This window comes from Kitasatospora sp. NPDC059577, from assembly GCF_042735475.1.
Classification (GTDB): domain Bacteria; phylum Actinomycetota; class Actinomycetes; order Streptomycetales; family Streptomycetaceae; genus Kitasatospora.
The window spans coordinates 50797-75832 of the sequence record NZ_JBHWBZ010000015.1; the positions used below are offsets into that span (position 1 = coordinate 50797).

The following is a 25036-nucleotide window of genomic DNA, read 5'->3' on the forward strand; positions in this document are numbered from 1 at the left end:
GCCGCACCCGGCGGCGCGGCCGGTGGTCAGCGGACCAGGCCCCAGCGGAAGCCCAGCGCCACCGCGTGCGCGCGGTCCGAGGCCCCGAGCTTCTTGAACAGCCGTCGGGCGTGGGTCTTGACCGTGTCCTCGGACAGGAACAGCTCGCGCCCGATCTCGGCGTTGCTGCGGCCGTGGCTCATGCCCTCCAGCACCTGGATCTCACGCGCCGTCAACGTCGGCGCGGCCCCCATGTCGGGGCTGCGCAGCCGGCGCGGGGCGAGCCGCCAGGTCGGGTCGGCGAGGGCCTGGGTGACGGTGGCCCGCAGTTCGGCGCGGGAGGCGTCCTTGTGCAGGTACCCGCGGGCACCCGCGGCCACCGCGAGCGCGACGCCGTCGAGGTCCTCGGCGACGGTGAGCATGATGATCCGCGCGCCCGGGTCGGCGGACAGCAGCCGCCGGACCGTCTCGACCCCGCCGAGGCCGGGCATCCGGACGTCCATCAGAACGAGATCGGAGCGGTCGGCCACCCAGCGGCGGAGGACCTCCTCCCCGTTCGTCGCGGTGGTGACCCGGTCCACACCGGGTACGGTCGCGACCGCGCGGCGAAGCGCCTCGCGGGCGAGCGGGGAATCGTCGCAAACGAGAACGGAAGTCATGACCGTCGTCCTCCGCAGCTGATCCGCGTCACGTTGAGCCTCCTGGCTGGTACGAACCTCTCCGACACGGCCGATCGGCGACAGACTCCGTGCTGATCGCCCCAACTTGCCCGCGATCGTTCCCGACGTCCGGCGCCCGCTAACCGCCTCCGCACTTCCAACGACCGTCACTCGAATGAGTTACGGCCTTCAGAGCCATCTCCACCACTGTACGTGGCCAACCCATTACCGATCAGCCGCATCGCGGTGCACACGCCGCACTTTTCCGCAGCTCGCGCGCGGTGGGCGTGCGACCCGCACACCGATTCGGTGCGTCGCGCGCCCGTCGGCCACCCGATTGCCACGCCCGCGCCCGCCGAGGACCCTTGCCCACTTTGCCCGTTTTTATAGCTTTCGTATGGTCATTGACTGTTGTGCCAGTGTGTGGGTGACTTGTCCATGGAGTTGCCTTAAGTCATATTTCCAGGTGTCCACACCAGTGCATCGAAGCCCCGCCGTGCCGCTCGGCAGCAGCCCGCCGAACGCCCGGCCGACGGCCGACAGCCTCTGAAGGGAATGAGCCATGGCAGATTTCTCCCGCCTCCCCGGTCCCAACGCGGACCTCTGGGACTGGCAGCTCTCCGCAGCCTGCCGTGGCGTGGACAGCTCGCTCTTCTTCCACCCCGAGGGCGAGCGAGGGGCCGCGCGCAGTTCGCGCGAGGCCAGCGCCAAGGAGGTCTGCATGCGCTGCCCGGTGATCGCCGAGTGCGCGGCGCACGCACTGGCGGTCCGCGAGCCGTACGGGGTCTGGGGCGGGATGACCGAGGACGAGCGCGAGGAGATGCTGGGGCGCTCGCGGCACCGGCTGGTGGAGGTCCCACTGACCCCGCCGGCGGTCGCGCGGCACTAGACCCGCCTCCACGACGCGCCGTGAAGAAACGTTTCTGCGCGGCGCCACAGCCCCGTCGCGGCCGATCAGGGCCCCTGCCGCCGAGCCCCGTCACCCACCGTCAGCGGGCGGCCGCCGTCCCCGCCAGCCGCTCCAGCATCAGGGCCACGGCCGGCACCTCGGCCAGGTCCGCCAGGGTCAGCGCGACCACCTGGCGCACCGCCGGCGCCCCCGAGGCCGTCCGTACCGGCACCGTCGACACGCCGTCAGGACGCACCGACTGCAGCGCCAGCCGGGGCAGCACCGCCACCCCCAGCCCGGCCGCCACCAGGCCGACCACCGCCGGGTAGTCGTCGGTCGCGAAGTCGATCCGGGGCTCGAAGCCCGCCCCCGCGCAGAGCTCCACCAGGTGGCCCCGGCACTGCGGGCAGCCCGCGATCCACTGCTCCCCCGCCAGCTCGCCCAGTCCCACCGGCCCGCCCCGCCCGGCCAGCGGGTGGGCGGCCGGCAGCAGGCCCACCAGCGGGTCGTCCAGCAGCGGCGTGACCACCAGATCGGACCAGTCCGTTCCGGCGGTCAGCTGCTGGGCCTCCAGGTTCGCCTCGGCCCGCGCCTCCCGCGGCGTGCCGTGCGCGGGCGCCGGCAGCAGAGCGGCGCCGTCGGACTGCGGGTAGCGGAAGGCCAGCGCGATCTCGCACTCACCGCCGCGCAGCATCGCCAGCGACTCCGGCGGCTCCGCCTCGACCAGCGACACGCGCACCCCCGGATGGCTGTCCCGCAGGCGGGCGACGGCGGGCGGCACCAGGGTGGAACTCGCGGTCGGGAAGGACACCAGCCGCACCCGGCCGGCCCGCAGCCCGGCGATCGCGGCCACCTCCTCCTCGGCGGCGGAGAGCCCGGCCAGGATCCCGGTGGCATGCTTGAGCAGGACCCGTCCGGCCTCGCTGAGCTGCATCCCGCGGCCCGAGCGGACCACCAGCGGGGTGTCCACGGACTTCTCCAGCGCCTTCATCTGCTGGCTGATGGCGGGCTGGGTGCACCCCAGCTCGCGGGCGGCGGCGGAGAAGGAGCCGGTGCGGGCGACGGCACGCAGGACGCGCAGGTGGCGGGCCTCGATCATGCCTTAGTTATAAGGCAATCTTTGCGTTCTGCAAAATTCTGCTGATAGTTGAAGGGTCGACGGCTACAGCGACCGCGACGGCCGGAGGCCCGGCCCGCCACCCCTCGCGGGGTGCGGACCGGGCCTCCGGTCAGTGGCTCGGGCCTCAGTGCGAGTGGCCGTGACCGCCGTGGGAGTGACCGTTGTCGGCCTCCTCCTCCTTCTTCTCCACCACGAGGGTCTCGGTGGTGAGCAGCAGGGAGGCGATCGAGGCCGCGTTCTCCAGGGCGGAGCGGGTGACCTTGACCGGGTCGATGACGCCGGCCTTCAGCAGGTCGCCGTACTCGCCGGTGGCCGCGTTGTAGCCGTGACCGGTCTCCAGCTCGGCGACCTTGTGGGTGATGACGTAGCCCTCGAGGCCGGCGTTCTGGGCGATCCAGCGCAGCGGCTCGTGCAGCGCCTTGCGGACGACCGCGACACCGGTCGCCTCGTCGCCCGACAGGCCCAGGCCGTCCTCCAGCACCTTGGCGGCGTGGACCAGGGAGGCGCCGCCGCCGGCGACGATGCCCTCCTCGACCGCGGCGCGGGTCGCCGAGATGGCGTCCTCCAGGCGGTGCTTGCGCTCCTTCAGCTCCACCTCGGTGGCGGCGCCGACCTTGATGACGCAGACGCCGCCGGCCAGCTTGGCCAGGCGCTCCTGCAGCTTCTCGCGGTCCCAGTCGGAGTCGGTGGCGGCGATCTCACCCTTGATCTGGGCGACGCGGCCGGCCACGGCCTCGGCGTCACCGGCACCGTCGACGACGGTGGTCTCGTCCTTGGTGATGGTCACGCGGCGGGCGGTGCCCAGCACGTCCAGGCCGACCTGGTCGAGCTTGAGGCCGACCTCCTCGGAGATGACCGTGCCGCCGGTCAGGGTGGCCAGGTCGCCGAGGATCGCCTTGCGGCGGTCGCCGAAGCCCGGGGCCTTGACGGCGACGGCGTTGAAGGTGCCACGGATCTTGTTCACGACCAGGGTCGACAGCGCCTCGCCGTCGACGTCCTCGGCGATGATCAGCAGCGGCTTGGAGGCACCGCCCTGCAGGATCTTCTCCAGCAGCGGCAGCAGCTCCTGGATGGAGGAGATCTTGCCCTGGTTGATCAGGATGTAGGGGTCCTCCAGGACCGCTTCCTGACGCTCCGCGTCGGTGACGAAGTACGGCGACAGGTAGCCCTTGTCGAACTGCATGCCCTCGGTGAAGTCCAGCTCCACGCCGAAGGTGTTCGACTCCTCGACGGTGATGACACCGTCCTTGCCGACCTTGTCGATCGCCTCGGCGATCAGCTCGCCGACCTGGGTGTCCTGCGCGGAGAGGGACGCGACGGCGGCGACGTCGTCCTTGCCCTCGATCTCGCGGGCGACGGACAGCAGGTGCTCGGAGACGGCGGCGACGGCCTTGTCGATGCCCTTCTTCAGGGCGGCCGGGCCGGCACCGGCGGCGACGTTGCGCAGACCCTCGTTGACCAGGGCCTGGGCCAGCACGGTGGCGGTGGTGGTGCCGTCACCCGCGACGTCGTTGGTCTTGGTGGCGACCTCCTTGACGAGCTGCGCGCCAAGGTTCTCGTACGGGTCGTCCAGCTCGACCTCACGGGCGATGGTGACACCGTCGTTGGTGATGGTCGGGGCGCCGAACTTCTTGTCGATGACGACGTTGCGGCCCTTGGGGCCGATGGTCACCTTGACGGTGTCGGCCAGCTTGTTGACACCGCGCTCCAGCGAGCGGCGGGCGTCCTCGTCGAACTGCAGGATCTTCGCCATGTTCCCTATTCCCTCGGGGCTGCGGCCGGCCCACCGGCCGCCGAACTACGTGAACCAACAACCACGCCCCGGGCCCCTGTCACTTGGGACACGGATCCGGGGCGGGTCGGAACGACTTACTTCTCGATGCTGCGTTTACTTCTCGATGATGGCGAGAACGTCACGAGCCGAGAGGACGAGGTACTCCTCGCCCTGGTACTTCACCTCGGTGCCGCCGTACTTCGAGTACAGGACGATGTCACCGACGGCGACGTCGAGCGGCAGACGCTGGCCGTCCTCGAAGCGGCCCGGGCCGACGGCCAGGACGACGCCCTCCTGGGGCTTCTCCTTGGCGGTGTCCGGGATAACCAGGCCGGAGGCCGTGGTGGTCTCGGCGTCGAGCGGCTGGACCACGATGCGGTCCTCGAGCGGCTTGATGGCAACCTTGCTGCTGGTGGTCACGTCCGAGCTCCCCTTCGGAGATTACGGGGTTTTCTAACGGGTAGGGCGAGCCTGCGAGCCTGCCGTCGCGGGGGTCAGGCACGCGTCTTCGCGTTAGCACTCCCCCGGTGGGGAGTGCCAAGGACGACCATAGGCCCGTGTTAGCACTCAGTCAACCAGAGTGCCAACGACGCGCCCCGGAAGATCCTGACGACGGATGAGTACCCGTACTCATGTGCGCCCGTGACCGGGGTCGACACACTCGTGCCATGCCCGACACCCCGGTTCGCATCGGCCCGACCCGCACCGCCGACGTCCTGTGGTCCGCAGTCCTCCTGCCGGTCCTCGGGGCGATCCCGGCGCTCGCGTACCTCGTGACCGTCGCGATCCTCTTCGCCTGCGCGGACGGCGGGAAGGGCGTGGAGGTGGTCGCCCTGCTGGGCGTGCTCGTCGGCGTGGCGGTCAGCCTCGGGGTGCCGCTGTCCGTCGCGTTCCGCACCCGGCGCGCCGGTTACCGGGTCCTGCCGGTCGTCGCCGCCGTCTCCCCGTTCCTGGTGCCGGGCTGGGCCGTGGCGGGCTTCCCCGGCGCCTGACCCGCGAGAATGGCACCGTGGACACCGAGAACCTCCAGCCCCTGCTGACGCCCGAGGGCCAGGCCCTGCTCGCCGAGCTGCGCGAGTTCACCCCCGAGGAGGAGCTGGCGCTGGCCACCCGCTTGCGGCGGGGGCACCCGGCGGAGCTGGTGTCGGCGGCCTTCGGGCAGGCGCGGCTGCGGCAGCGGGCGCGGGCGAAGTTCGGGGCGGACGCCGACCTGATGTACTTCACGCCCAACGGGGTCGAGCAGTCCACCCGGCGCAGCGTGGCCGAGTGGCGGGCCCGGCGGTTCGCCGACCTGGGCGTCCGGCGACTGGCGGACCTGTGCTGCGGCATCGGCGGGGACGTGCTGGCGCTGGCCCGCGCGGGCATCGAGGTGCTGGCCGTCGACAGGGACCCGGCGGCCTGCGCCGCCACCGCCGCGAACGCCGCCGCGCTCGGCCTGTCCGAACTGGTCGAGGTGCGCTGCGCGGACGTCGCCGAGGTGGACGTGACCGGGTACGACGCGGTGTTCACCGACCCGGCCCGACGGACCGCGCGCGGCCGGGTGTTCGACCCGGAGGCGTACGCCCCGCCGCTCTCCTGGGCGATCGAGGCCGGCCGGCGGACCCCGATCGGCGCGCTGAAGGTCGCGCCCGGCATCCCGCACGAGGCCGTCCCGGCGGACGCCGAGGCCGAGTGGGTCTCCGACCACGGCGACGTCAAGGAGGCGGTGCTCTGGTTCGGCACCGGGGCCACCCGCCCGCACCGCGCCACCCTGCTCCCGCAGGGCGCCAGCCTGACCGGCGGCGACCTGCCCGACCCGCCGGCCGGCCCGGTCGGGCGCTACCTGTACGAGCCGGACGGTGCGGTGATCCGGGCCCACCTGGTGGCCGAGGTGGCCGAGCAGGTCGGCGGCCGGCTGATCGACCCGAAGATCGCCTACGTGACCTCGGACGAACTGGTCGCCACCCCGTACGCGCACGCCTTCGAGCTCACCGACGTGCTGCCCTTCCACATCAAGAAGCTGAAGGCGCTGCTGCGCGAGCGCGCGGTCGGCACGGTGGTGATCAAGAAACGCGGGATGGCGATCACCCCGGAGGAGCTGCGCCGCCAGCTCAAGCCCTCCGGGCCGAACACCGTCACGGTGATCCTCAGCCGCACCGACCACGGACCGCTGATGATGCTGGGGCAGCCGGTCCGGGCCCAGGGCTAGGGGCAGGGGCTAGGGGCCGTCAGGAGGCGGGGGCCTGGATGTAGTCCTCCAGCCGGGCCACCGAGAAGCCCTGCTCCTGGATCCGGGCCAGCAGGTCGCCGAACATCTGGGTCATCGTGGCGCCCTTGAGCTCCTTGGGGCCGCGGAAGTGCGCCAGGATGATGTCGCCGGGCTTCAGCTTCTTGTCCGCCGCCTGGTACTGCATGTCGTGGATCTGCATCGACTCCCGCCACAGCACGATCGCGCGCGGACCGCACTGCTGCACCGAGGTGTTGAGCGTCGGGGTGTTGGCGCCGTCGCCGAAGGGCGGGCGGAACAGCAGCGGGGCGGTGCCGTACTGCTGGGTGAGCGCCGACTGGTCGTCGCAGACCTCGGACTTCTGCTTGTCCGGGGACAGCTTGCTCATCACCGGGTGGTCCACGGTGTGGTTCTGGATGTGGTTGCCCAGCGCCTGGAGCGGCTTGAAGTAGCCGTAGTCGTTCTTGACGATGTCCTTGGTCAGGAACATCGAGATCGGCACCTTGAGGTCGGTCAGCATCTCGACGAACTTCGGGTCCTTCTCGGCGCCGTCGTCGATGGTGATGAAGACCACCTTGTCGGTCGTCTTCACGTCGCTGAAGACCGGTACCGGGCCGGTCCGTTCGAGCTTGACGGGCTTGTCCGCGGGCGGTGCCGGGGCGGGCGGGAGCGGGGTGAGGTTCCACTTCGCCCAGGCCGCCGCGCCGGCGCCGGCCGGGGTGGCACCCGGGGTGGTCGGGGCGGCCCCGGCCCCGGTCGTCTGGGGCGCGGCCGACGCCGCCGTGCCGGTGGCGGGGGCGGCGCCGCCCCCGCCGTTGTCGCCGCACGCGGTGGCGAAGGCCAGCAGGGCCAGGGCCCCCGCCGCGTACGTCCTGGTCCTGCTCCGACCGTCCCTGCTCACCGCACCGCACTCCCGGTTCCCGTTCAGCTTTCTATCAGCTGATTCACGGTAGCGGCCGGGGTTGTGGTTCCCGTTCAGGCCTGTTCGACGTGTTCGCTGGTGAAGGACCAGCGGTGCACCGGGCGGCCGAGCAGTTCGGCCGGCGGGTCGGCGACCGGCTGCGGTTCGCCGCTCCACCAGGCGATCAGCAGCACCCGCCCGCCCGGGGCGGAGAACAGTTCGAGGCGTTCCAGCCCGGCCGCGCCGCGGAGCGCGGGCAGCGCCGTTCCCCGTGCCCAGGCGGCGAGTTCGGCCCCGCGGCCGTCCGCCGCCCGGGCCTCCCACATCGCGGCGACGGTCATCCGGCGCCGCCGCCGAGGGCGTCGTAGGCCTGGCCGTGGACGTCCCCGTGCGCGATGCCCGCGGCCGGGACGTGGACCTCGGTCACCGGCAGCGAGGAGTCGGCGGACAGGTCGAAGGCGGACGGCGCGCGGTCACGCCAGACCATCTCGGCGCCCAGCGCCGCGACCATCGCACCGTTGTCGGTGCACAGGCCCGGCCGGGGCACCCGCAGCCGGATGCCGGCCCGGTCGCAGCGCTGCTGGGCCATCTCGCGCAGCCGGGAGTTGGCCGCGACGCCGCCGCCGATCATCAGGTGGTCGACGCCGTTGGCCCTGCACGCCTTGACGGCCTTGCGGGTGAGCACGTCGGTGACGGCCTCCTGGAAGGACGCCGCCACGTCGGCGATCGGCACCTCCTCGCCGGCCCGGCGCTTGGCCTCCACCCAGCGGGCGACGGCGGTCTTCAGCCCGGAGAAGGAGAAGTCGTACTCGGGGTCGTTCCGGCCGCTCAGGCCGCGCGGGAAGGCGATCGCCTTGGGGTCGCCCTCGCGGGCCGTCCGGTCGACCACCGGGCCGCCGGGGAAGCCCAGGCCGAGCACCCGGGCGACCTTGTCGAAGGCCTCGCCGGCCGCGTCGTCGATGGTCGCGCCGAGCGGGCGGACGTCGGTGGTGATGTCCTCGCTGAGCAGCAGCGAGGAGTGCCCGCCGGACACCAGCAGGGCCATCGTCGGCGAGGGCAGCCGGCCGTGCTCCAGCTGGTCGACGCAGATGTGCGAGGCGAGGTGGTTGACCCCGTACAGCGGCTTGTCCAGCGCCCAGGCGTACGCCTTCGCGGCGCTGACGCCGACCAGCAACGCGCCGGCCAGGCCGGGGCCGGCGGTGACCGCGATGCCGTCCAGGTCGCTCGCCTTGATCCCGGCGGTGTCCAGGGCGCGCTGGATGGTCGGGACCATCGCCTCCAGATGGGCGCGGCTGGCGATCTCCGGGACGACGCCGCCGAAGCGGGCGTGGTCGTTGACGCTGGAGGCGACCGCGTCGGCCAGCAGCGTGGTGCCGCGCACGATGCCGACGCCGGTCTCGTCGCAGGAGGTCTCGATGCCGAGGACGAGCGGTTCGTCAGCCATGGGGGGTGTCCTCAATGTCCTTCGGGTCGGTGCTGTCGGTGCTGGGGTGGTCGAGGCGCATCACCAGCGCGTCGACGTTGGCGGGCTGGTAGTAGCCGCGCCGGATGCCCACCGGTTCGAAGCCGTGGCGCTCGTACAGCCGCTGGGCGCGCGGGTTGTCCACCCGCACCTCCAGCAGCAGTTCGGCGCAGCCGCGCCGAGCGGACTCCCGGATCAGGTCGGTGAGCAGGGCCGTGCCGAGGCCGGCGCCCTGGTGGCGGTCGTCGACGGCGATGGTCTGGACGTCGCCCTCGCCGGCGATCGCCATCAGCCCGGCGTAGCCGACGACCGTGCCGTCGGCGGCGGTGGCGACGGTGTAGTGGCGGGTGCCGCCGGCGTGGGCCTCGGCCAGTTCGGACCAGAACATCCCGGTGGACCAGGCGTCCTCGGGGAAGAGCCGCTGCTCCAGCTCCATCACCGGCGCAATGTCCCACCAGCGCATCGGGCGCAGGGTGGTGCCGTGGTTCACGCCGGGAGCACCGCCTTGTAGCCGGCGGGCACCTGGGCGTCCGGGCGGCGCAGGTACAGCGGGACGTTCGGCAGCAGTTCGCGCCCGGCGGCCAGCTCGGCGGCGGCGAAGCCGGCCAGGGCGCCGGCCGACACGTGCTCGGGGCCGTGCGCGCCCGGGAAGGCGTCGGGGTAGAGCAGCGCGCCGGCGCCGACGGAGTGCGGCTGCGGGGTCAGCTCGGCCGGGCGGTCCACGGCGGGGCCCTCGGTACGGCGGCCCTCGGCGTCGTAGGAGGCCCAGTAGACCTCCTTGCGGCGCGCGTCGGTGGCCACCGTGAACGGCTCGCCGGTCAGGCCCTCGGCGCGGGCCTGGAAGGCGATCGCGTCCAGGGTGCAGACGCCGTGCACCGGCACCCCGAGGGCGTGGCCGAGCGCGGCGGCGGTCACCAGGCCGACCCGCAGGCCGGTGTACGGGCCCGGGCCGACGCCGACGGCGATGCCGGTCAGCCGGTGCTTGTCCGCCCCGGCCGCCCGCAGGACCCGGTCGATCGCGGGCAGCAGCAGTTCGCCGTGGCGCCGGGCGTCGACCTGGTGGGTCTCGGCCAGGACGGCGGTGCCGTCGTGGACGGCGGCGGTGACGGCGGGGGTAGCGGTGTCGAACGCGAGCAGCAGCACGGGTCAAGGTTAGACCGACGCTGGGCCGACCGACTGATCGGCAAGGCGTTCCAACCGGGAACACACATCCGACGCGCTGCGCCCCGGACGGAGGGACCTGGCACGATAAGGCCGTACGTAAAGGACGGCAGCGGGAGCGGCACGTGGCGAAGATGGGTCCTGGAGTGGTGGTCACGGGGCTGACCCTGGGGGCCCTGGCGGTGGTGAGCCTGCTGGCCTTCCAGGCCAACGGCGCCCAGGACCGGGCCGGCGGTGCCAAGCCCACCCCCACCACCACGGCGGTCGGCACCGCCACCGCGACGGCGCCGAGCGCCTCGCCCACCCCGACCGTCCCGCCGCTGCCGGCCACCTCGGGCACCGGCACGCGGGTGGTCTACTCGGTGAGCAGCCACTTCGTCTGGCTGGTCGAGCCGAAGAAGAACCCGCAGGTCACGGCGGCCTTCCCGGTCGCCCCGGGCACGGTCGAGCCGGCCCCCGGCAGCTACGCCGTGTACAGCCGCACCGCGACCGCCACCGGCACGGACGGGCGGCAGATCGAGCACGTGGTGCGCTTCGCGCAGCAGAGCGGCGTGGTGTTCGGTTTCAGCGCGGCGGTGGACGGCTCGACCTCGACGCCGACCGCGACCGCGGACCCGAAGGCCAAGACCGGCGGCATCCGCAGCGGCCGGGCCGACGGGCAGCTGCTCTGGGACTTCGCGCCGAAGGACACCAAGGTGGTCGTGGTCGCCTGAGGCGGCCTCACGCGGCCCGGGGCGTCCTCGTCCCGGGCTCCTCGGCCTGCCTCGGTTCCGGCCCGGGCGGGGTGGACACCGCCTCGGCGGCCGCGCAGGCGGCCAGCAGCGCCCTCATCGGCTCGCCCGGAGCGCGACGGGCGGGCTCTCCGGCCCCGGCGGCGCGGGCGGCGCGCTCCGGGGCGGGGGTGGTGCTCGACATGGCGCCTCCCTAGTTAGGCAGACCTAACCGCAGCACCCATCCCACCACGCCCGGTACCCCGCCCGCAACATCTTGCCGACAGCCTGTCGGCAAGTCGTCGCGACCCGCCGCTACTCCTGTCCCGCCAGCGTCACGAGCGCCACGTCCGCCCAGCGCGGGCCGACACCGGTCAGCAGCACCCGGCGCGGGTCCTGGTCGTCCCCGTCGGCGGTGTCGCCCAGGGCGCGCTCGATCCGGACCTCCAGCCGGTCCTCGGACAGCCGCTCGACCTTGCCCTCGCCCCACTCGACCACGACCACCGACTCCGGCAGCGAGACGTCCAGGTCGAGGTCCTCCATCTCGTCCAGGTCCCCGCCGAGCCGGTACGCGTCCACGTGCACCAGGGCCGGGCCGCCGACCAGCGAGGGGTGCACCCGGGCGATCACGAAGGTCGGCGAGGTCACCGCCCCGCGGACCCGCAGCCCCTCCCCCAAGCCCCGGGTCAGCGTGGTCTTCCCCGCCCCCAGCTCACCGGAGAGCAGCACCAGGTCCCCGGGCCGCAGCAGCGCGGCCAGCTCCCGGCCGAGGCGGCCCATCCGCTCCGGGGTGGGGACGGTGAGAGTGGCGTGCGAGCCCATGCGCGTGTCTTGCCCTTCGGTCCGTACCGGCGCGCCGACCACCGGCCGCCACCGCTACCGTGCCACATCGCCGCCCCCCGGTGCGGCACACGGGTGCCGGGGCAGGAGTCAGGCGGGGTCGACGGCCGGTTCGCCGGCGCTCTCGGCGGGCGTCCCGGCGGCCGGCTCCCGGGTCAGGTCGAGGACGGCCGCGGGCAGCGGCGCGGCCCCGGCGAAGTCGGCGGCCCGGCGCAGCAGCAGCGCCAGCTCGCGGTCGACCGGTTCGGGGCGCTCCAGCATCACCAGGTGCCCGGCGCCCTCGGCCAGGACCAGCGCGGCGCCCGGCAGCCGCTCGGCCATCGCCTCGCTGTGCGCCGAGGGCGTCAGCAGGTCCTTCGTCCCGGCCAGCACCAGCGCCGGCAGGCCGCGCAGCGCGGCCAGCGCCCCGTACTTCTCGTGCGCGCCGAACACCGGGTAGAACTCGGCGACCACGTCGATCGGGGTGGCGTCGAGCAGCTGCTCGGCGAAGCGCACCACGCCGGGGTCGACGTCCCGGCTCCCGAAGGAGAACTTCCGGTAGAAGACGCCGGCCACGTCGGAGCCCAGCCGCCTGGTCGCCTCCACCAGGTCGACCTGGCGGCCCAGCAGCTTCACCATGCCGGGCGCGACCTTCTTGAACAGCTTCGCCCCGGCCTTCGGCAGGCCGAGGTTCACCTCGTTCCAGTCGCCGGCGAGGGTGCCGATCAGGGCGACCCCGGCGACGCGCTCCCGGAACAGCTCCGGGTGCTGGTCGGCCAGCGCCATCACCGTCATGCCGCCCATCGAGTGGCCCACCAGCACCAGCGGACCGGTCGGCGCGACGGCGTCGATCACCGCCTTGAGGTCCCCGCCCAGCTGGTCGATGCCGGCCGGCTCGCCCGCCAGGTACGAGCGGGAGCGCTCGGAGCGGCCGTGGCTGCGCTGGTCCCAGAAGACCATCCGCACGCCCTCGCGCAGCGCGGCCCGCTGGAAGTGCCAGCTGTCCTGGTTGAGGCAGTAGCCGTGGCAGAACACCACGGTCAGCGGCTCCCGGCCGGACCCGTCGCCGTCGGACTCGGACTCGGACTCGGGCCGGGGGCCGTCCAGCTCCACGTACAGCTCGGTGCCATCGGGCGCGGCCACCCTGCGGGGGCGTCCGCGCAGCGATCCGAACGGGGCGCTCGCGTCCAGCTCGGCCCGGGCCCGGCGGCGCATCGCCCGCCCGACCGTCAGCCGCTCGATCGCCACCCCGGCGGCCGCGCCGGCCGCCAGGACGCCGACCGAGATCCCGATCACGCCCGCCCGGCTCACCCCGGAGGCCGCGCCGGCCGCCTTGGCGACCGCCGCGACCGCTCCGTCCCCGGTCGGCGCGTCGGTCATGCCGACGGGCCCTCGGGGCGGCTGCCGTCCAGGTAGCGGCGGGGCACCCGGGCGCCGATCCGGGTGACGATCTCGTACGAGATGGTGCCGCAGGCGCGGGCCCAGTCCTCGGCGGTCGGCTCGCCGCGCTCGCCGTTGCCGAACAGCAGGGCTTCCTCGCCGACCCCGGGGGCGTCCCCGCCCAGGTCCACGACGAACTGGTCCATCGCCACCCGGCCGGCCACCGTGCGCCACTTGCCGCCGACCAGCACCGGGCCGGTGCCGCTGGCGTGCCGGGGGACGCCGTCGCCGTAGCCGAGCGGGACCAGGCCCAGCGTGGTCGGGCCTGGCGTCGTGTAGTGGTGGCCGTAGCTGACCCCGTGCCCGCCGGGGACCTCCTTGACCAGCGCCAGCCGCGCGGTCAGCGACATCACCGGGCGCAGCCCGAAGTCGGCCGGCGAGCCCACCTCGGGCACCGGCGACAGCCCGTACGCGGCCAGGCCGGTGCGGACCAGGTCGAAGTGCGACTCGGGCAACAGCAGGGCGGCCGGCGAGTTCGCCAGGTGCCGCACCAGGGGGCGCAGGCCGGCCCCCTCGGCCACGGCCAGCGCAGTGCGGTAGGAGTCCAGCTGGGCCTGGATCGACGGGTGTCCGGGCTCGTCGGCGGCCGCGAAGTGCGACCAGACGCCGACCACGGTGAGCAGCCCCTCGGCCTCGGCACGCCGGGCGGCAGCCACCAGCCGGGGCCAGTCCTGCGGCTGGCAGCCGTTGCGGCCGAGGCCGGTGTCGGCCTTGAGGTGCACGCGCGCCGGGATGCCGGTCTCGCGGACGGCCGGCAGCAGTTCGTCCAGCGCCCACTGGCCGCTGACCGAGATGTCCAGGTCGGCGCGGAGCGCCTCGCGCCACGGCCCGCCGGGCGTCCACAGCCAGCACAGGACGCGGGCGTGTTCCGGGCGGATGCCCGCGGCCCGCAGCGCCAGCGCCTCGTCGGGCGTCGCGCAGCCGAGCCAGCCGACCCCGTTGGCGACCGCCTCGCGGGCACACTCGACCGCGCCGTGGCCGTAGGCGTTCGCCTTGACCGCGAGCATCACCGCCGCGCTGCCGACGCGCTCGCGCAGCGCCGCGAGGTTGCCCCGCAGCGCGCCGAGATCGATGGTCGCCTCGGCCCGCAGCCCGTCGGTCAGGGTGGCTGAGCCGGTCGTGTTCGCAGTTGTCATCAGGGTCAGTCTCCCAGACGTCCCGGAGTCCTCGCCGAACGGCCCGTCGACGCGGCGGCCGGGGGCGGGACCCGCCCGCCGTGCCGGTCCGCGGCGGACCGTTCGTCACGCCCTTCTCGGACGCCGCCGGCGGAGCGTTCGGTTCCGCTCCCTCAGCCCTCCCGGACCGCCCGCCACACCGCGGGCAGCGCCTCCGCGACCGCGAGCGCCGTCACCGGCGCGCCCGGGCCGCCCGCCGCCTCGCGCCCGGCCAGGCCGTGCAGGTAGGCGGCCACCGAGGCGGCGTCGAGCGGCGACAGGCCCGCCGCCAGCAGCGAGCCGGCCAGGCCGGCCAGGACGTCGCCGCTGCCCGCCGTGGCCAGCCAGGAGGTGCCGGTGGGGTTCACCCGGACGGCGCCGCCCGGGTCGGCGACCACCGTGGTGGAGCCCTTCAGCAGCACCGTCGCACGGTAGGCGGCCGCCAGTCGGCGGGCGGTGGCGAGCCGGGCGGCAGCCAGCTCGTCGGCGGCCGGCGGCGGGGTGCCCTCGGCCCCCGCCAGCAGGCGGGCGGCCTCGCCGGTGTGCGGGGTGAGCAGGGTGGGCGCGGTGCGTCCGGCCAGCGCGTCCGGTCCGAGCCGGGCCAGTTCGGTCAGCCCGTCCGCGTCCACCAGGACCGGGACGTCGCTCGCCAGCGCCTCGGCCAGCGCCTGCCGCGCCCCCTCGCCGCCGCCCGGCCCGACCACCCAGGCCTGCACCCGGCCGGCCCCGGCCGGACCGCCCTCGGTGACCAGCGTCTCCGGGAAGCGCCGCACCACCTCCTCGGCCGCCGTGCCCACGTAGCGGACGGCGCCCGCGCCGCCCCGCTGCGCCCCGGCGACCGCCAGCACCGCCGCCCCCGGGTACGTCACCGAGCCGGCCGCCACCCCGACCACGCCCCGCCGGTACTTGTCGCTCTCCGCGCCGGGCAGCGGCAGCAGCGCCGCCACGTCCGCGTGCTGCGGGGCCGTCACGTCCGCCTCCGGCAGGTCCAGCCCGATCCCGACCAGCTGCACGGCGCCCGCGTACGAGGCCCCCGGGTCGACCAGCAGTCCGGGCTTGTACGTGCCGAAGCAGACCGTGACGTCCGCGCGCAGCGCAGCGCCCGGCACCTCGCCGGTGTCGGCGTCCACCCCGCTGGGCAGGTCCACCGCGACCACCACGCCGCGCCGCGCGGCCTGCGCGTACGGCTGCGCCCCGGGCCTCAGCCCGCCGCGGCCGCCGATGCCGACGATCCCGTCCAGCACCAGGTCCGCGCGCGAGAACTCGGCCAGGCCGACGTCCCGCTCCGCCGTGACCCGTCCGCCGGCCGCCCGCAGCGCGGCCAGCCCACCGGCGTGCACCCGCTCCGGCGCCGACAGCACGGCCGTCACCCGCGCCCCGCGCCGGGCCAGCGCGGCCCCGGCGTACATGGCGTCACCCCCGTTGTCCCCGCTGCCCGCGAGCACCACGACCCGGCTCCCGTACACCCGGCCACGACGCCGCGTCAGCAGCCGCGCGCAGGTCGCCGCCAGCCCCGCGGCCGCCCGCTGCATCAGCGTCCCCTCCGGGAGCCGCGCCATCAGCTCCGCCTCGGCGGCCCGGACGGCTTCCACACGGTGGGCATGACGCATGACGGCACTCCTCCAGCGGTCGACTACCGCCGACGCTATCCCGCGGGAAGCACGACGGCGCCCCTGCGGCAGGACGCAGCCGCCGCAGGGACGCCGTGCCGAACGGCCGGGCGGTTACTCGACGGTGACCGACTTCGCCAGGTTGCGCGGCTGGTCGACCTCGTGACCCTTGGCCGTGGCCAGCTCGCAGGCGAAGACCTGGAGCGGGACCGTGGAGACCAGCGGCTGGAGCAGGGTCGGGGTGACCGGGATGCGGATCAGGTGGTCCGCGTACGGGACGACGGCCTCGTCGCCCTCCTCCGCGATCACGATCGTGCGGGCGCCACGGGCCCGGATCTCCTGGATGTTGGAGACGATCTTGTCGTGCAGGATCGACCGCCCGCGCGGCGAGGGCACGACCACGACGACCGGCAGACCCTCCTCGATCAGCGCGATCGGGCCGTGCTTGAGCTCGCCCGCCGCGAAGCCCTCGGCGTGCATGTACGCCAGCTCCTTGAGCTTGAGCGCGCCCTCCAGGGCCACCGGGAAGCCGACGTGGCGGCCGAGGAACAGCACCGAGCGGGCGTCGGCCAGCGAGCGGGCCAGCTCGCGCACCGGCTCCATGGTCTCCAGGACCTGCTCGACCTGCTTCGGCGCGTTGCCGAGCTCCTTGATGACGGCGAAGATCTCGTCGCCCCACTTGGTGCCGCGCACCTGGCCCAGGTACAGGGCGACCAGGTAGCAGGCGACCAGCTGGGTCAGGAACGCCTTGGTGGACGCGACCGCGACCTCCGGGCCGGCGTGCGTGTACAGCACGGCGTCCGACTCGCGCGGGATGGTGGAGCCGTTGGTGTTGCAGATCGCCAGCACCTTGGCGCCCTGCTCGCGGGCGTGCCGCAGGGCCATCAGGGTGTCCATGGTCTCGCCGGACTGCGAGATGGCGATGACCAGGGTGCCCGGACCCATGATCGGGTCGCGGTAGCGGAACTCGGAGGCGACCTCGACCTCGCAGGGGATGCGGGTCCAGTGCTCGATCGCGTACTTGGCGATCATGCCGGCGTGGAAGGCCGTGCCGCAGGCGACGATGACGACCTTGTCGACCGACCGCAGGTCCGCGTCGGAGATCCGCAGCTCGTCGAGGGTGAGCCGGCCGTCGGTGCCGATGCGGCCGAGGAGGGTGTCCGCGACGGCCTTCGGCTGCTCGGCGATCTCCTTGAGCATGAAGTAGTCGTAGCCGCCCTTCTCGGCGGCGGAGGCGTCCCAGTCGACGTGGTACTCGCGCACGTCGGCCGGGGTGCCGTCGAAGTTGGTGACGGTCACGCCCTCGCGGCGCAGCTCGACGACCTGGTCCTGGCCCAGCTCGATCGCCTCGCGGGTGTGCGCGATGAAGGCGGCGACGTCCGAGGCGAGGAAGTTCTCGCCCTCACCGCGGCCGACGACCAGCGGCGAGTTGCGACGGGCGCCCACCACGACGTCCGGCGCGTCGGCGTGCACCGACACGAGGGTGAAGGCGCCCTCCAGCCGGCGGCAGACGATCCGCATGGCCTCGGCGAGGTCGCCCTGGTAGGCCTCGCCCAGCAGGTGGGCGACGACCTCGGTGTCGGTCTCGGACCGGAGGGTGTGGCCGCGCTCGGCGATCTCGGCGCGCAGCTGGGCGAAGTTCTCGATGATGCCGTTGTGCACCACGGCGACCCGCAGGTCGTCGTCCAGGTGCGGGTGGGCGTTGGCGTCCGTCGGGCCGCCGTGGGTGGCCCAGCGGGTGTGGCCGATGCCGGTGGTGCCGCCGGGCAGAGGGGACTCGGCGAGCGACTTCTCCAGGTTGGCGAGCTTCCCGGCCCGCTTGTCGGTGGACAGGCTCCACTGCCCGTCGGAGTCCTGGACCTGCACCGCGACACCGGCCGAGTCGTAACCCCGGTACTCAAGGCGCTGCAGGCCTGCGATTACTACGTCGAGGGCGGACTGCGCGCCCACGTATCCAACAATTCCGCACATGCGTGCCAGCATAAGGGCGGTTCTGTGGCCGTTTTCCCGCCTCGCGCCAACGCTGCGTGACCGACACCACAACCACCGTGAACGCCGCTACGGCTCACAATGGAGCATGTGCTGACCGAACTCTGTACGCGGGGCGCTGCCACGGCCGGCCCGTCCCCGTCCCCCTACGTGGACCTCAGCCGGGCCGAGTGGAGCGCGCTGCGCGAGCGTACGCCGCTGCCGCTGACCGCCGAGGAGGTGGAGCAGCTGCGCGGCCTCGGCACCGCCCTCGACCTCGACGAGGTGCGTGACGTCTACCTGCCGCTGTCGCGGCTGCTGAACCTGTACATCCACGCCACGCACGAACTGCGCGGCACCCTGGGCACCTTCCTGGACACCCCGGACACCGAGCGCACCCGGACGCCGTTCATCATCGGCGTGGCCGGCTCGGTCGCCGTCGGGAAGTCGACCACCGCGCGCCTGCTCCAGGCGCTGCTGGCGCGCTGGCCCGAGCACCCCCGGGTCGAGCTGGTCACCACCGACGGCTTCCTGCTCCCCAACGCCGAGCTGCGCCGCCGCGGTCTGATGGCCCGCAAGGGCTTCCCCGAGTCGTACGACCGCCGGGCGCTGACGCGCTTCGTGGCGGACGTGAAGGCGGGCAAGGAGAGCGTCAGCGCTCCGGTCTACTCGCACCTGGTGTACGACATCGTGCCGGACGAGCGGCTGACCGTGGAGCGCCCGGACATCCTGATCGTCGAGGGCCTGAACGTGCTCCAGCCGGCCCTGCCCGGCACGGACGGCCGCACCCGCCTCGCGGTGGCCGACTACTTCGACTTCTCGATCTACGTCGACGCCCGGACCGACGACATCGAGCACTGGTACCTGGACCGCTTCCGCAAGCTGCGGCAGACGGCCTTCCAGGACCCGAACTCCTACTTCCGCCGCTTCACCGAGGTGCCGGAGGAGGAGGCGATGGAGTACGGCCGCCAGGTCTGGCGCACCATCAACAAGCCCAACCTGCTGGAGAACGTGCTGCCGACCCGCGGCCGGGCCACCCTGATCCTGCAGAAGGGCCAGGACCACAAGGTCCGCCGGGCGCTGCTGCGCAAGCTCTGAGCCCCGCGGACGGCCCGCGGACGGCCCGCGCCGGCCCAACCGGCCCCGACGAACACCCCGGCACACGCCGGAAGGCCCCCACCGGAAACCCGGTGGGGGCCTTCTGCGCGGCGGAACGGACGGGCTCAGCCCAGGTGGGTGCGCACGGCCTCGGCGAGCCGCTGCGCGACCGCCTCGGCCTGCGCCGGGTCGGCGGCCTCGACCATCACCCGGACCAGCGGCTCGGTGCCCGACGGGCGCAGCAGCACCCGGCCGGTGGAGCCCAGCTCGGTCTCGGCGGCGGAGAGCGCGGCGGCCAGCTCGGGGCTGCTGTGCACCCGGGACTTGTCGACGCCCTTGACGTTGATCAGGACCTGCGGCAGCCGGGTCATCACCGCGGCCAGGTCGGCCAGCGGCTGCTTGGTGGCGGCCAGTCGGGCGCCCAGCATCAGGCCGGTCAGGGTGCCGTCGCCGGTGGTGGCGTGGTCCAGCAGGATGACGTGGCCGGACTGCTCGCCGCCCAGCGCGAAGCCGTGCTCCTTCATGGCCTCCAGCACGTAGCGGTCGCCGACGGCGGTCTCCACCAGCTCGACGCCCTCGCGCTCCATCGCCAGCTTGAAGCCGAGGTTGGACATGACGGTGGCCACCGCGGTGTTGCCGCGCAGGGTGCCGGCCTCCTTCATGGCGACCGCGAGGATGGCGATGATCTGGTCGCCGTCGACCTCGTCGCCCTCGGCGTCGGCGGCCAGGCAGCGGTCGGCGTCGCCGTCCAGCGCGATGCCGAGGTCGGCCTTGTACTCCTTCATCGCGGTGCGCAGCCGGTCCAGGTGGGTGGAGCCGACGCCGTCGTTGATGTTGAGGCCGGTGGGCTCGGCCCCCAGGGTGTGGACGACCTCGGCGCCGGCCCGGGCGAAGGCCTCGGGGGCGACGTAGGCGGCCGCGCCGTGGGCGCCGTCGATGACGACCTTGACGCCGTCCAGGCGGTTGGGCAGCACGCCGATCAGGTGGGCGACGTACTTGTCGAAGCCCTCGGTGTACTCGCGGACCCGGCCGACGGCCGCACCGGTCGGACGGTTCCAGTCCTCCTCGCCGAGCGTGTGCTTGCGGTAGTGGGACTCGATCGCGTCCTCGATCCGGTCGTCCAGCTTGTGGCCGCCGCGGGCGAGGAACTTGATGCCGTTGTCCGGCATGGCGTTGTGGCTGGCGGACAGCATCACGCCGAAGTCGGCGCCGAGCGCGCCGGTGAGGTACGCCACGGCCGGGGTGGGCAGGACGCCGACCCGCAGGACGTCGACCCCGGCGCTCGCCAGGCCGGCGATGACGGCGGCCTCCAGGAACTCCCCGGAGGCGCGCGGGTCACGGCCGACCACCGCGACCGGCCGGTGGCCGTCGAAGGCACCGGCCTCGCCGAGCACGTGCGCCGCGGCGACGGACAGCCCGAGCGCGAGCTCCGCCGTCAGTCCCTCGTTGGCCACCCCGCGTACGCCGTCCGTACCGAAGAGTCGTCCCACTGTCCGTCCTCCATCACCACTGCTCGGAACCAACCGATGATCCCGGCCGCCGCACAGTAGCCGGGGAACACGTCGCCCCGGAGTACGCGTGGTACTCCGGGGCGACGGTTTCGCGCATCCAGGGGGTGCGCCGCGAGGACGGACCGCACCCCCTGGGACGCGATTAGCGCTTGCTGTACTGCGGCGCCTTGCGGGCCTTCTTGAGACCGGCCTTCTTGCGCTCGACGGCGCGGGCGTCACGGGTCAGGAAGCCGGCCTTCTTCAGCGCGCCGCGGTTGTTGTCCACGTCGGCCTCGTTCAGGGCACGGGCCACGCCGAGGCGCAGCGCGTAGGCCTGGCCGGACACGCCGCCACCGCTGATGCGGGCGACGACGTCGTAACGGCCGTCCAGCTCCAGGAGCTTGAAGGGCTCGTTCACGGTCTGCTGGTGCACCTTGTTGGGGAAGTAGCCCTCAAGGGTGCGACCGTTGATCTTCCACTGGCCCGTGCCGGGGACGATGCGCACGCGGGCGATCGCCTCCTTGCGACGGCCCAGGCCGGCGCCGGGGACGGCCTCGCCGAAGCGACCGGCCAGCGACTCGGAGGTGTAGCTCTCCTCGGAGGTGTACTCGCCCTCGACGACGGTCTCGTCGAAGTCGACCTCAAGGGTTTCAGTGGTCTCGGCCACGGTGTTCCTCAGCTCTTTTCAGTGTTGGGGGGCTTGGTGGCCGAATTACTGCGCGACCTGGGTGATCTCGAACGGCACCGGCTGCTGGGCAGCGTGCGGGTGCTGGTCGCCCGAGTAGACCTTCAGCTTCGAGAGCATCTGGCGGCCCAGGCTGTTCTTGGGGATCATGCCCTTGATGGCCTTCTCGACGGCCTTCTCCGGGTTGTTCGCCAGCAGGTCGTCGTAGCGCACCGAGCGCAGACCGCCCGGGAAGCCCGAGTGGCGGTAGGCCAGCTTCTGGGTCTTCTTGTTACCGGACAGGTGCACCTTGTCGGCGTTGATGATGATGACGAAGTCACCAGTGTCAACGTGCGGCGCGTAGATCGCCTTGTGCTTGCCCCGGAGGAGGTTGGCGGCCTGGGAAGCCAGGCGGCCGAGCACGACGTCGGTCGCGTCGATGACGTGCCACTGACGCTGGACGTCGCCGGGCTTGGGGCTGTACGTACGCACGGTCGTAGCCTTCGCTTTTCAGTGAGTGAGTCCTGACAGGAGCACCCGGACGGAAGAGCAGCCTGACCACCCTTGGACGCAATTCAAGGGTGACCGCTGGTCGTCGACCTGATGTCTCCGGCGTACCGACCTCTCACGTGAGATAGAGCGAGCCAATACGCACATCAAGCGTCCAGGTTACCGGCAGGGGCGGGGCGGGTCAAAAATGCCCGGGAGCACCCCCGTGCGCACTCAGCGCTCGCGCTCCACCCGGGTCACGTCCCAGACCGGTTCCGGCGACTCGAACACCCGGCCGTCGGCCCCGAAGACCAGGAAGCGGTCGAAGGTCCTGGCGAACCAGCGGTCGTGGGTGACGCACAGCACGGTGCCGTCGAAGGCCTCCAGCCCGGCCTGCAGCGCCTCGGCGCTCTCCAGGTCCAGGTTGTCGGTCGGCTCGTCGAGCAACAGGGCCGTCACACCGGAGAGTTCGAGCTTGAGGATCATCAGCCGGGCCTGCTGCCCGCCGGACAGCGACTCGAACTTCTGCTCCTCCTGGCGGTCCAGCTCGTACCGGCGCAGCGCGCCCATCGCGGCGCCGCGGCTGAGCGCGTGCTCCTCCTCGATGATCGAGCGGACGGTGCGGCCGAACAGCTCCGGGTGGGCGTGGGTCTGCCGGAAGTGGCCGGGGACGACCCGGGCGCCCAGCTTCCAGGCGCCGGTGTGCGCGACCGTCTCGTCGCCCGCCAGCAGCCGCAGCAGGTGGGACTTCCCGGCGCCGTTGGCGCCCAGCACCCCGATCCGCTCGCCGTAGAAGACCTCCAGGTCGAAGGGCTGCATGAGGTCGGTGAGTTCCAGCTGCTCCATGGTGAAGGCGCGCACGCCGGTGCGCCCGCCCTTGAGCCGCATGCTGATGGACTGCTCGCGCGGGGGCTCCTCCGGCCGGCCGGCCTCCTCGAACTTCTTCAGGCGGGTCTGCGCGGCGGCGTAGCGGGTGGCCAGGGCGTGGCTGACCGACGCGGCCTGGCGCAGGGTGACCACCAGCTTCTTGAGCTTGGCGTGTTCTTCGTCCCACCGCCGGCCCAGCTCCTCGAAGCGCGCGAAGCGGTCCTTGCGGGCCTCGTGGAAGGAGTCGAAGCCGCCGCCGTGCACCCAGACGCTGCTTCCGGCGGCGCCGGACTCGACGCTGATGATCTTCTCGGCGGTGCGGGAGAGCAGCTCTCGGTCGTGCGAGATGTACAGCACGGTCTTCGAGGTGGCCTTGATGGCCTCCTCCAGCCAGCGCTTGCCGGGGACGTCCAGGTAGTTGTCCGGCTCGTCGAGCAGCAGCACCTCCTCGGGCCCGCGCAGCAGCGTCTCCAGGACGAGCCGCTTCTGCTCGCCGCCGGAGAGCGTGTTCAGGCCGCGCCACTGGGCCTTGTCGAAGGGCACGCCGAGAGCCGCCGTGGTGCAGACGTCCCAGTCGGTCTCGTAGTCGTAGCCGCCGACGTCGGCCCAGTCGGAGAGCGCCTGGGCGTAGGCCATCTGCGTCTTCTCGTCGTCCTGGGCGATCATCGCCAGTTCGGCGGCGTCCACCGCGCGGGCCGCCGTGGCGATCCGCTCGGGGGCGACCGACACCAGCAGGTCGCGGACCGAGGCGTCCGCCGGCAGCGCGCCCGGGGTGGACCGCTGGTCCTCGCGGCCGGTGGTGCCGACGAACTGGCGCATCACGCCGAGCCCGCCGCTGATCGTCACCGAGCCGCCGTGCGGCTGGAGGTCCCCCGCGATCATCCGCAGCAACGTGGTCTTGCCGGCGCCGTTCGCGCCGACCAGGGCGACCGCGGCGCCCTCGCCGACCCGGAAGGACGCGTCGTCGAACAGCACCCGCCCGTCCGGCAGGTAGTACTCCAGGTGCGAAATCTCGACGTGTCCCATGGAGAGGATTGTCCCAAGCCGACGCCCCCGGCCCAAACCGATTTAGGGGGCGGCTCCGGGCTCCGGCTGTGGTAGGGCGGGCCGTCCCGGGAGGGTCCGCATCCGCCGTGCCGCCCGGTTCCGCTCGGCCAGCCGGTCGTCCGGCGGGTAGCCGACCTCCTCCAGCGTCAGCCCGTACGGCCGGATCACGTTGACGGCGGAGTTGCGCACCCCGCCGGCCAGCACCTCGCCGGGGAACTCCACCGGCCGGTGCCCGTCGCCGACCAGCAGCATCGCGCCGACCAGCGCCCGGACCATGTTGTGGCAGAAGGCGTCGGCCCGGACGGTGGCGACCGCGAGCGAGCCCTCCTGGGCCGCGTACGGGTCCACCGGGACGCGGTCCCAGTGCAGCTCCAGCAGGGTGCGGATGGTGGTGGCGCCCTCGCGCTTCTTGCAGTACGCGGCGAAGTCGTGCTCGCCGAGCAGCAGCTTCGCGGCCTCGTTCATCCGGTCCACGTCCAGCGGCCGGTCGTGCCAGAGCACATGACCGCGCAGCAGCGGGTCCACCCCGCCCTGGTGGTCGGCGACCCGGTACGCGTACCGGCGCCAGATCGCCGAGAAGCGGGCGTCGAACCCGGCCGGCGCCTCGCCGACCCGGTAGATCCGGACGTCCCCGGGCAGCCGCCCGGCCAGCCGCCGCAGCAGCTTCTCCCGGTGCGCCTCCCACAGCTCGGCGGGCAGGTCGACGTGCGCGACCTGGCCGCGCGCGTGCACCCCGGCGTCGGTGCGGCCGGCCACCGTCAGGGGGAACAGCTCCGGGCTGCGGGTGACGATCTGCAGCGCGGTCTCGATCTCCTCCTGGACCGTCCGGCGGCCGCCCTTCTGGCGGGCCCAGCCGGAGAACTCGGCGCCCTGGTAGGCGAGATCGAGCCGGACCCGGACGTACCCGTCCGCCGGGCCGTCCTTCACCGGCGGCTGCTCGGCGCAATCGTTGACCACTGCTTCTCTTCTCCCGCGTTCGGTCCCGCGACAAGGGAACGGGCCCGCTCCCCCAGCGATGGGGAAGCGGGCCCGGTTCACACCCGGAGGTGTCAGGCCTGCTCGGCGGCCTCGGCCTCGTCGGCCTTGGTCTCGACCGCGGCGGCCTCGTCGGCCTCCTTGACGGCGCGCTTGGTGGCGGCCTCGGCCTCGCCGACGGCGTTCTGCGCGACGGTCAGCGCCTCGACCAGCTCGATCACGGCCATCGGGGCGTTGTCGCCACGACGGGGACCGATCTTGGTGATGCGGGTGTAGCCACCCGGGCGGTTCTCGTAGCGCGGCGCGATCTCGGTGAAGAGAGTGTGCAGCACGGCGATGTCGGTGATCGTCTTGCGAACCAGGCGACGGTTGTGGATGTCGCCCTTCTTCGCCTTGGTGATCAGCTTCTCCGCCAGCGGGCGCATCCGACGGGCCTTGGCCTCGGTCGTGGTGATGCGGCCGTACTGGAACAGCTCCCGGCACAGACCGGCGAGCAGCAGCGGCTCGTGGTGCGGGCCGCCGCCGAGGCGGGCACCCTTGGTGGGACGCGGCAT

The 25036-nt window shown here is 73.2% G+C and carries 26 protein-coding genes; 5 read left to right on the forward strand and 21 right to left on the reverse strand.

From position 1 onward, the window contains the following. Nucleotides 1–26: 26 nt before the first annotated feature. Entirely contained in the window at nt 27–638 is a 612-nt protein-coding gene (locus tag ACFV0O_RS14995; protein ID WP_014136228.1) for a response regulator transcription factor, read from the reverse strand. 562 nt (nt 639–1200) lie between these two features. On the opposite strand from ACFV0O_RS14995, the gene ACFV0O_RS15000 reads away from it, so the two are divergent. Further along, complete coding sequence (locus tag ACFV0O_RS15000; protein WP_380341270.1) at nt 1201–1527, forward strand: WhiB family transcriptional regulator; 327 nt, start codon at nt 1201–1203, stop codon at nt 1525–1527. 100 nt (nt 1528–1627) lie between these two features. Here the strand turns inward: ACFV0O_RS15000 and ACFV0O_RS15005 are convergent, their stop codons facing one another. The 3 genes from ACFV0O_RS15005 to groES all read right to left on the reverse strand — a co-directional run bounded on the left by ACFV0O_RS15005 (nt 1628) and on the right by groES (nt 4841). After that, complete coding sequence (locus ACFV0O_RS15005; protein WP_360254710.1) at nt 1628–2626, reverse strand: LysR family transcriptional regulator; 999 nt, start codon at nt 2624–2626, stop codon at nt 1628–1630. 145 nt (nt 2627–2771) lie between these two features. Then, the gene (groL, locus tag ACFV0O_RS15010) at nt 2772–4400 is read right to left on the reverse strand and encodes a chaperonin GroEL (protein ID WP_360209031.1); all 1629 of its coding nucleotides are present in this window, start codon (nt 4398–4400) and stop codon (nt 2772–2774) included. Between the two features lie 135 nt (nt 4401–4535). Then, nucleotides 4536–4841, reverse strand: coding sequence for a co-chaperone GroES (groES, locus tag ACFV0O_RS15015; protein ID WP_014136232.1), 306 nt, complete (start codon nt 4839–4841; stop codon nt 4536–4538). Between the two features lie 248 nt (nt 4842–5089). On the opposite strand from groES, the gene ACFV0O_RS15020 reads away from it, so the two are divergent. Together ACFV0O_RS15020 and ACFV0O_RS15025 are read left to right on the forward strand one after the other, a co-directional pair. Continuing rightward, nucleotides 5090–5413 (forward strand): hypothetical protein, encoded by a 324-nt coding sequence (locus tag ACFV0O_RS15020; RefSeq protein ID WP_380341274.1) that lies wholly within the window; start codon nt 5090–5092, stop codon nt 5411–5413. A gap of 17 nt (nt 5414–5430) precedes the next feature. Next, complete coding sequence (locus ACFV0O_RS15025; RefSeq protein ID WP_380341276.1) at nt 5431–6609, forward strand: methyltransferase domain-containing protein; 1179 nt, start codon at nt 5431–5433, stop codon at nt 6607–6609. Between the two features lie 19 nt (nt 6610–6628). Here ACFV0O_RS15025 and ACFV0O_RS15030 read toward each other — a convergent pair whose 3' ends face one another. The 5 genes from ACFV0O_RS15030 to tsaB all read right to left on the reverse strand — a co-directional run bounded on the left by ACFV0O_RS15030 (nt 6629) and on the right by tsaB (nt 10133). Beyond that, nucleotides 6629–7528, reverse strand: a complete 900-nt coding sequence (locus tag ACFV0O_RS15030; RefSeq protein ID WP_380341279.1) for a polysaccharide deacetylase family protein — start codon at nt 7526–7528, stop codon at nt 6629–6631. 74 nt (nt 7529–7602) lie between these two features. Continuing rightward, nucleotides 7603–7869: a hypothetical protein gene (locus ACFV0O_RS15035; protein WP_360254702.1), complete on the reverse strand. Its 267-nt coding sequence runs from the start codon at nt 7867–7869 to the stop codon at nt 7603–7605. Beyond that, the gene (gene tsaD / locus ACFV0O_RS15040) at nt 7866–8972 is read right to left on the reverse strand and encodes a tRNA (adenosine(37)-N6)-threonylcarbamoyltransferase complex transferase subunit TsaD (protein ID WP_360254700.1); all 1107 of its coding nucleotides are present in this window, start codon (nt 8970–8972) and stop codon (nt 7866–7868) included. The genes ACFV0O_RS15035 and tsaD overlap by 4 nt, the downstream gene beginning before the upstream one ends. After that, nucleotides 8965–9453 (reverse strand): ribosomal protein S18-alanine N-acetyltransferase, encoded by a 489-nt coding sequence (rimI, locus tag ACFV0O_RS15045; RefSeq protein ID WP_360254837.1) that lies wholly within the window; start codon nt 9451–9453, stop codon nt 8965–8967. Before rimI ends, tsaD begins: the two co-directional genes overlap by 8 nt. A 23-nt stretch (nt 9454–9476) precedes the next feature. Then, nucleotides 9477–10133: a tRNA (adenosine(37)-N6)-threonylcarbamoyltransferase complex dimerization subunit type 1 TsaB gene (tsaB, locus tag ACFV0O_RS15050; protein WP_380341282.1), complete on the reverse strand. Its 657-nt coding sequence runs from the start codon at nt 10131–10133 to the stop codon at nt 9477–9479. Between the two features lie 152 nt (nt 10134–10285). Here tsaB and ACFV0O_RS15055 point away from each other — a divergent pair, with 152 nt between their 5' ends. Then, the gene (locus tag ACFV0O_RS15055; protein ID WP_360254835.1) at nt 10286–10864 is read left to right on the forward strand and encodes a hypothetical protein; all 579 of its coding nucleotides are present in this window, start codon (nt 10286–10288) and stop codon (nt 10862–10864) included. A 7-nt stretch (nt 10865–10871) separates the two neighbouring features. Here the strand turns inward: ACFV0O_RS15055 and ACFV0O_RS15060 are convergent, their stop codons facing one another. The 6 genes from ACFV0O_RS15060 to glmS all read right to left on the reverse strand — a co-directional run bounded on the left by ACFV0O_RS15060 (nt 10872) and on the right by glmS (nt 17855). Next, nucleotides 10872–11066: a hypothetical protein gene (locus ACFV0O_RS15060; protein WP_360254696.1), complete on the reverse strand. Its 195-nt coding sequence runs from the start codon at nt 11064–11066 to the stop codon at nt 10872–10874. A gap of 110 nt (nt 11067–11176) precedes the next feature. Further along, nucleotides 11177–11683 carry a tRNA (adenosine(37)-N6)-threonylcarbamoyltransferase complex ATPase subunit type 1 TsaE gene (gene tsaE / locus ACFV0O_RS15065; RefSeq protein ID WP_360254694.1) on the reverse strand — a complete coding sequence of 169 codons (507 nt, stop codon included), beginning with the start codon at nt 11681–11683 and terminating at the stop codon, nt 11177–11179. Nucleotides 11684–11791: 108 nt separating this feature from the next. After that, a complete protein-coding gene (locus ACFV0O_RS15070; protein WP_380341285.1) occupies nt 11792–13060 on the reverse strand; it encodes an alpha/beta fold hydrolase in 1269 nt (422 codons plus the stop codon). Further along, entirely contained in the window at nt 13057–14256 is a 1200-nt protein-coding gene (gene alr / locus ACFV0O_RS15075) for an alanine racemase (protein WP_380341288.1), read from the reverse strand. Before alr ends, ACFV0O_RS15070 begins: the two co-directional genes overlap by 4 nt. Nucleotides 14257–14408: 152 nt before the next feature. Then, complete coding sequence (locus ACFV0O_RS15080) at nt 14409–15884, reverse strand: NAD(P)H-hydrate dehydratase (protein WP_380341291.1); 1476 nt, start codon at nt 15882–15884, stop codon at nt 14409–14411. A 114-nt stretch (nt 15885–15998) separates the two neighbouring features. Further along, on the reverse strand, nt 15999–17855 hold the full coding sequence (gene glmS / locus ACFV0O_RS15085) for a glutamine--fructose-6-phosphate transaminase (isomerizing) (protein WP_380341294.1): 1857 nt from the start codon (nt 17853–17855) through the stop codon (nt 15999–16001). A 99-nt stretch (nt 17856–17954) separates the two neighbouring features. On the opposite strand from glmS, the gene coaA reads away from it, so the two are divergent. Continuing rightward, nucleotides 17955–18950, forward strand: a complete 996-nt coding sequence (coaA, locus tag ACFV0O_RS15090) for a type I pantothenate kinase (RefSeq protein ID WP_360254684.1) — start codon at nt 17955–17957, stop codon at nt 18948–18950. A gap of 125 nt (nt 18951–19075) precedes the next feature. Here coaA and glmM read toward each other — a convergent pair whose 3' ends face one another. From glmM to rplQ, 6 genes are all read right to left on the reverse strand, one after another. After that, entirely contained in the window at nt 19076–20440 is a 1365-nt protein-coding gene (gene glmM / locus ACFV0O_RS15095) for a phosphoglucosamine mutase (RefSeq protein ID WP_360254682.1), read from the reverse strand. A gap of 163 nt (nt 20441–20603) precedes the next feature. Continuing rightward, complete coding sequence (rpsI, locus tag ACFV0O_RS15100; RefSeq protein ID WP_224273932.1) at nt 20604–21107, reverse strand: 30S ribosomal protein S9; 504 nt, start codon at nt 21105–21107, stop codon at nt 20604–20606. Nucleotides 21108–21152: 45 nt separating this feature from the next. Further along, nucleotides 21153–21596 carry a 50S ribosomal protein L13 gene (rplM, locus tag ACFV0O_RS15105; protein ID WP_030055846.1) on the reverse strand — a complete coding sequence of 148 codons (444 nt, stop codon included), beginning with the start codon at nt 21594–21596 and terminating at the stop codon, nt 21153–21155. A gap of 231 nt (nt 21597–21827) precedes the next feature. Further along, the gene (locus tag ACFV0O_RS15110) at nt 21828–23486 is read right to left on the reverse strand and encodes an ABC-F family ATP-binding cassette domain-containing protein (RefSeq protein WP_380341298.1); all 1659 of its coding nucleotides are present in this window, start codon (nt 23484–23486) and stop codon (nt 21828–21830) included. Between the two features lie 42 nt (nt 23487–23528). Then, a complete protein-coding gene (gene truA / locus ACFV0O_RS15115; protein WP_360254678.1) occupies nt 23529–24464 on the reverse strand; it encodes a tRNA pseudouridine(38-40) synthase TruA in 936 nt (311 codons plus the stop codon). A gap of 92 nt (nt 24465–24556) precedes the next feature. Next, nucleotides 24557–25036 carry a 50S ribosomal protein L17 gene (rplQ, locus tag ACFV0O_RS15120; RefSeq protein ID WP_380341301.1) on the reverse strand — a complete coding sequence of 160 codons (480 nt, stop codon included), beginning with the start codon at nt 25034–25036 and terminating at the stop codon, nt 24557–24559.

Coding starts and splice junctions, on each gene's coding strand:
- tsaD (WP_360254700.1), bottom strand. CDS start 8,972: ATGGCTGACGAACCGCTCGTCCTCGGCATCGAGACCTCCTGCGACGAG.
- ACFV0O_RS15070 (WP_380341285.1), bottom strand. CDS start 13,060: ATGACCGACGCGCCGACCGGGGACGGAGCGGTCGCGGCGGTCGCCAAG.
- alr (WP_380341288.1), bottom strand. CDS start 14,256: ATGACAACTGCGAACACGACCGGCTCAGCCACCCTGACCGACGGGCTG.
- ACFV0O_RS15055 (WP_360254835.1), top strand. CDS start 10,286: ATGGGTCCTGGAGTGGTGGTCACGGGGCTGACCCTGGGGGCCCTGGCG.
- ACFV0O_RS15110 (WP_380341298.1), bottom strand. CDS start 23,486: ATGGGACACGTCGAGATTTCGCACCTGGAGTACTACCTGCCGGACGGG.
- ACFV0O_RS15035 (WP_360254702.1), bottom strand. CDS start 7,869: ATGACCGTCGCCGCGATGTGGGAGGCCCGGGCGGCGGACGGCCGCGGG.
- coaA (WP_360254684.1), top strand. CDS start 17,955: ATGGAGCATGTGCTGACCGAACTCTGTACGCGGGGCGCTGCCACGGCC.
- ACFV0O_RS15060 (WP_360254696.1), bottom strand. CDS start 11,066: ATGTCGAGCACCACCCCCGCCCCGGAGCGCGCCGCCCGCGCCGCCGGG.
- rplQ (WP_380341301.1), bottom strand. CDS start 25,036: ATGCCGCGTCCCACCAAGGGTGCCCGCCTCGGCGGCGGCCCGCACCAC.
- groL (WP_360209031.1), bottom strand. CDS start 4,400: ATGGCGAAGATCCTGCAGTTCGACGAGGACGCCCGCCGCTCGCTGGAG.
- ACFV0O_RS15005 (WP_360254710.1), bottom strand. CDS start 2,626: ATGATCGAGGCCCGCCACCTGCGCGTCCTGCGTGCCGTCGCCCGCACC.
- rimI (WP_360254837.1), bottom strand. CDS start 9,453: ATGCGCTGGTGGGACATTGCGCCGGTGATGGAGCTGGAGCAGCGGCTC.
- ACFV0O_RS15020 (WP_380341274.1), top strand. CDS start 5,090: ATGCCCGACACCCCGGTTCGCATCGGCCCGACCCGCACCGCCGACGTC.
- ACFV0O_RS15000 (WP_380341270.1), top strand. CDS start 1,201: ATGGCAGATTTCTCCCGCCTCCCCGGTCCCAACGCGGACCTCTGGGAC.
- ACFV0O_RS14995 (WP_014136228.1), bottom strand. CDS start 638: ATGACTTCCGTTCTCGTTTGCGACGATTCCCCGCTCGCCCGCGAGGCG.
- tsaE (WP_360254694.1), bottom strand. CDS start 11,683: ATGGGCTCGCACGCCACTCTCACCGTCCCCACCCCGGAGCGGATGGGC.
- ACFV0O_RS15080 (WP_380341291.1), bottom strand. CDS start 15,884: ATGCGTCATGCCCACCGTGTGGAAGCCGTCCGGGCCGCCGAGGCGGAG.
- glmS (WP_380341294.1), bottom strand. CDS start 17,855: ATGTGCGGAATTGTTGGATACGTGGGCGCGCAGTCCGCCCTCGACGTA.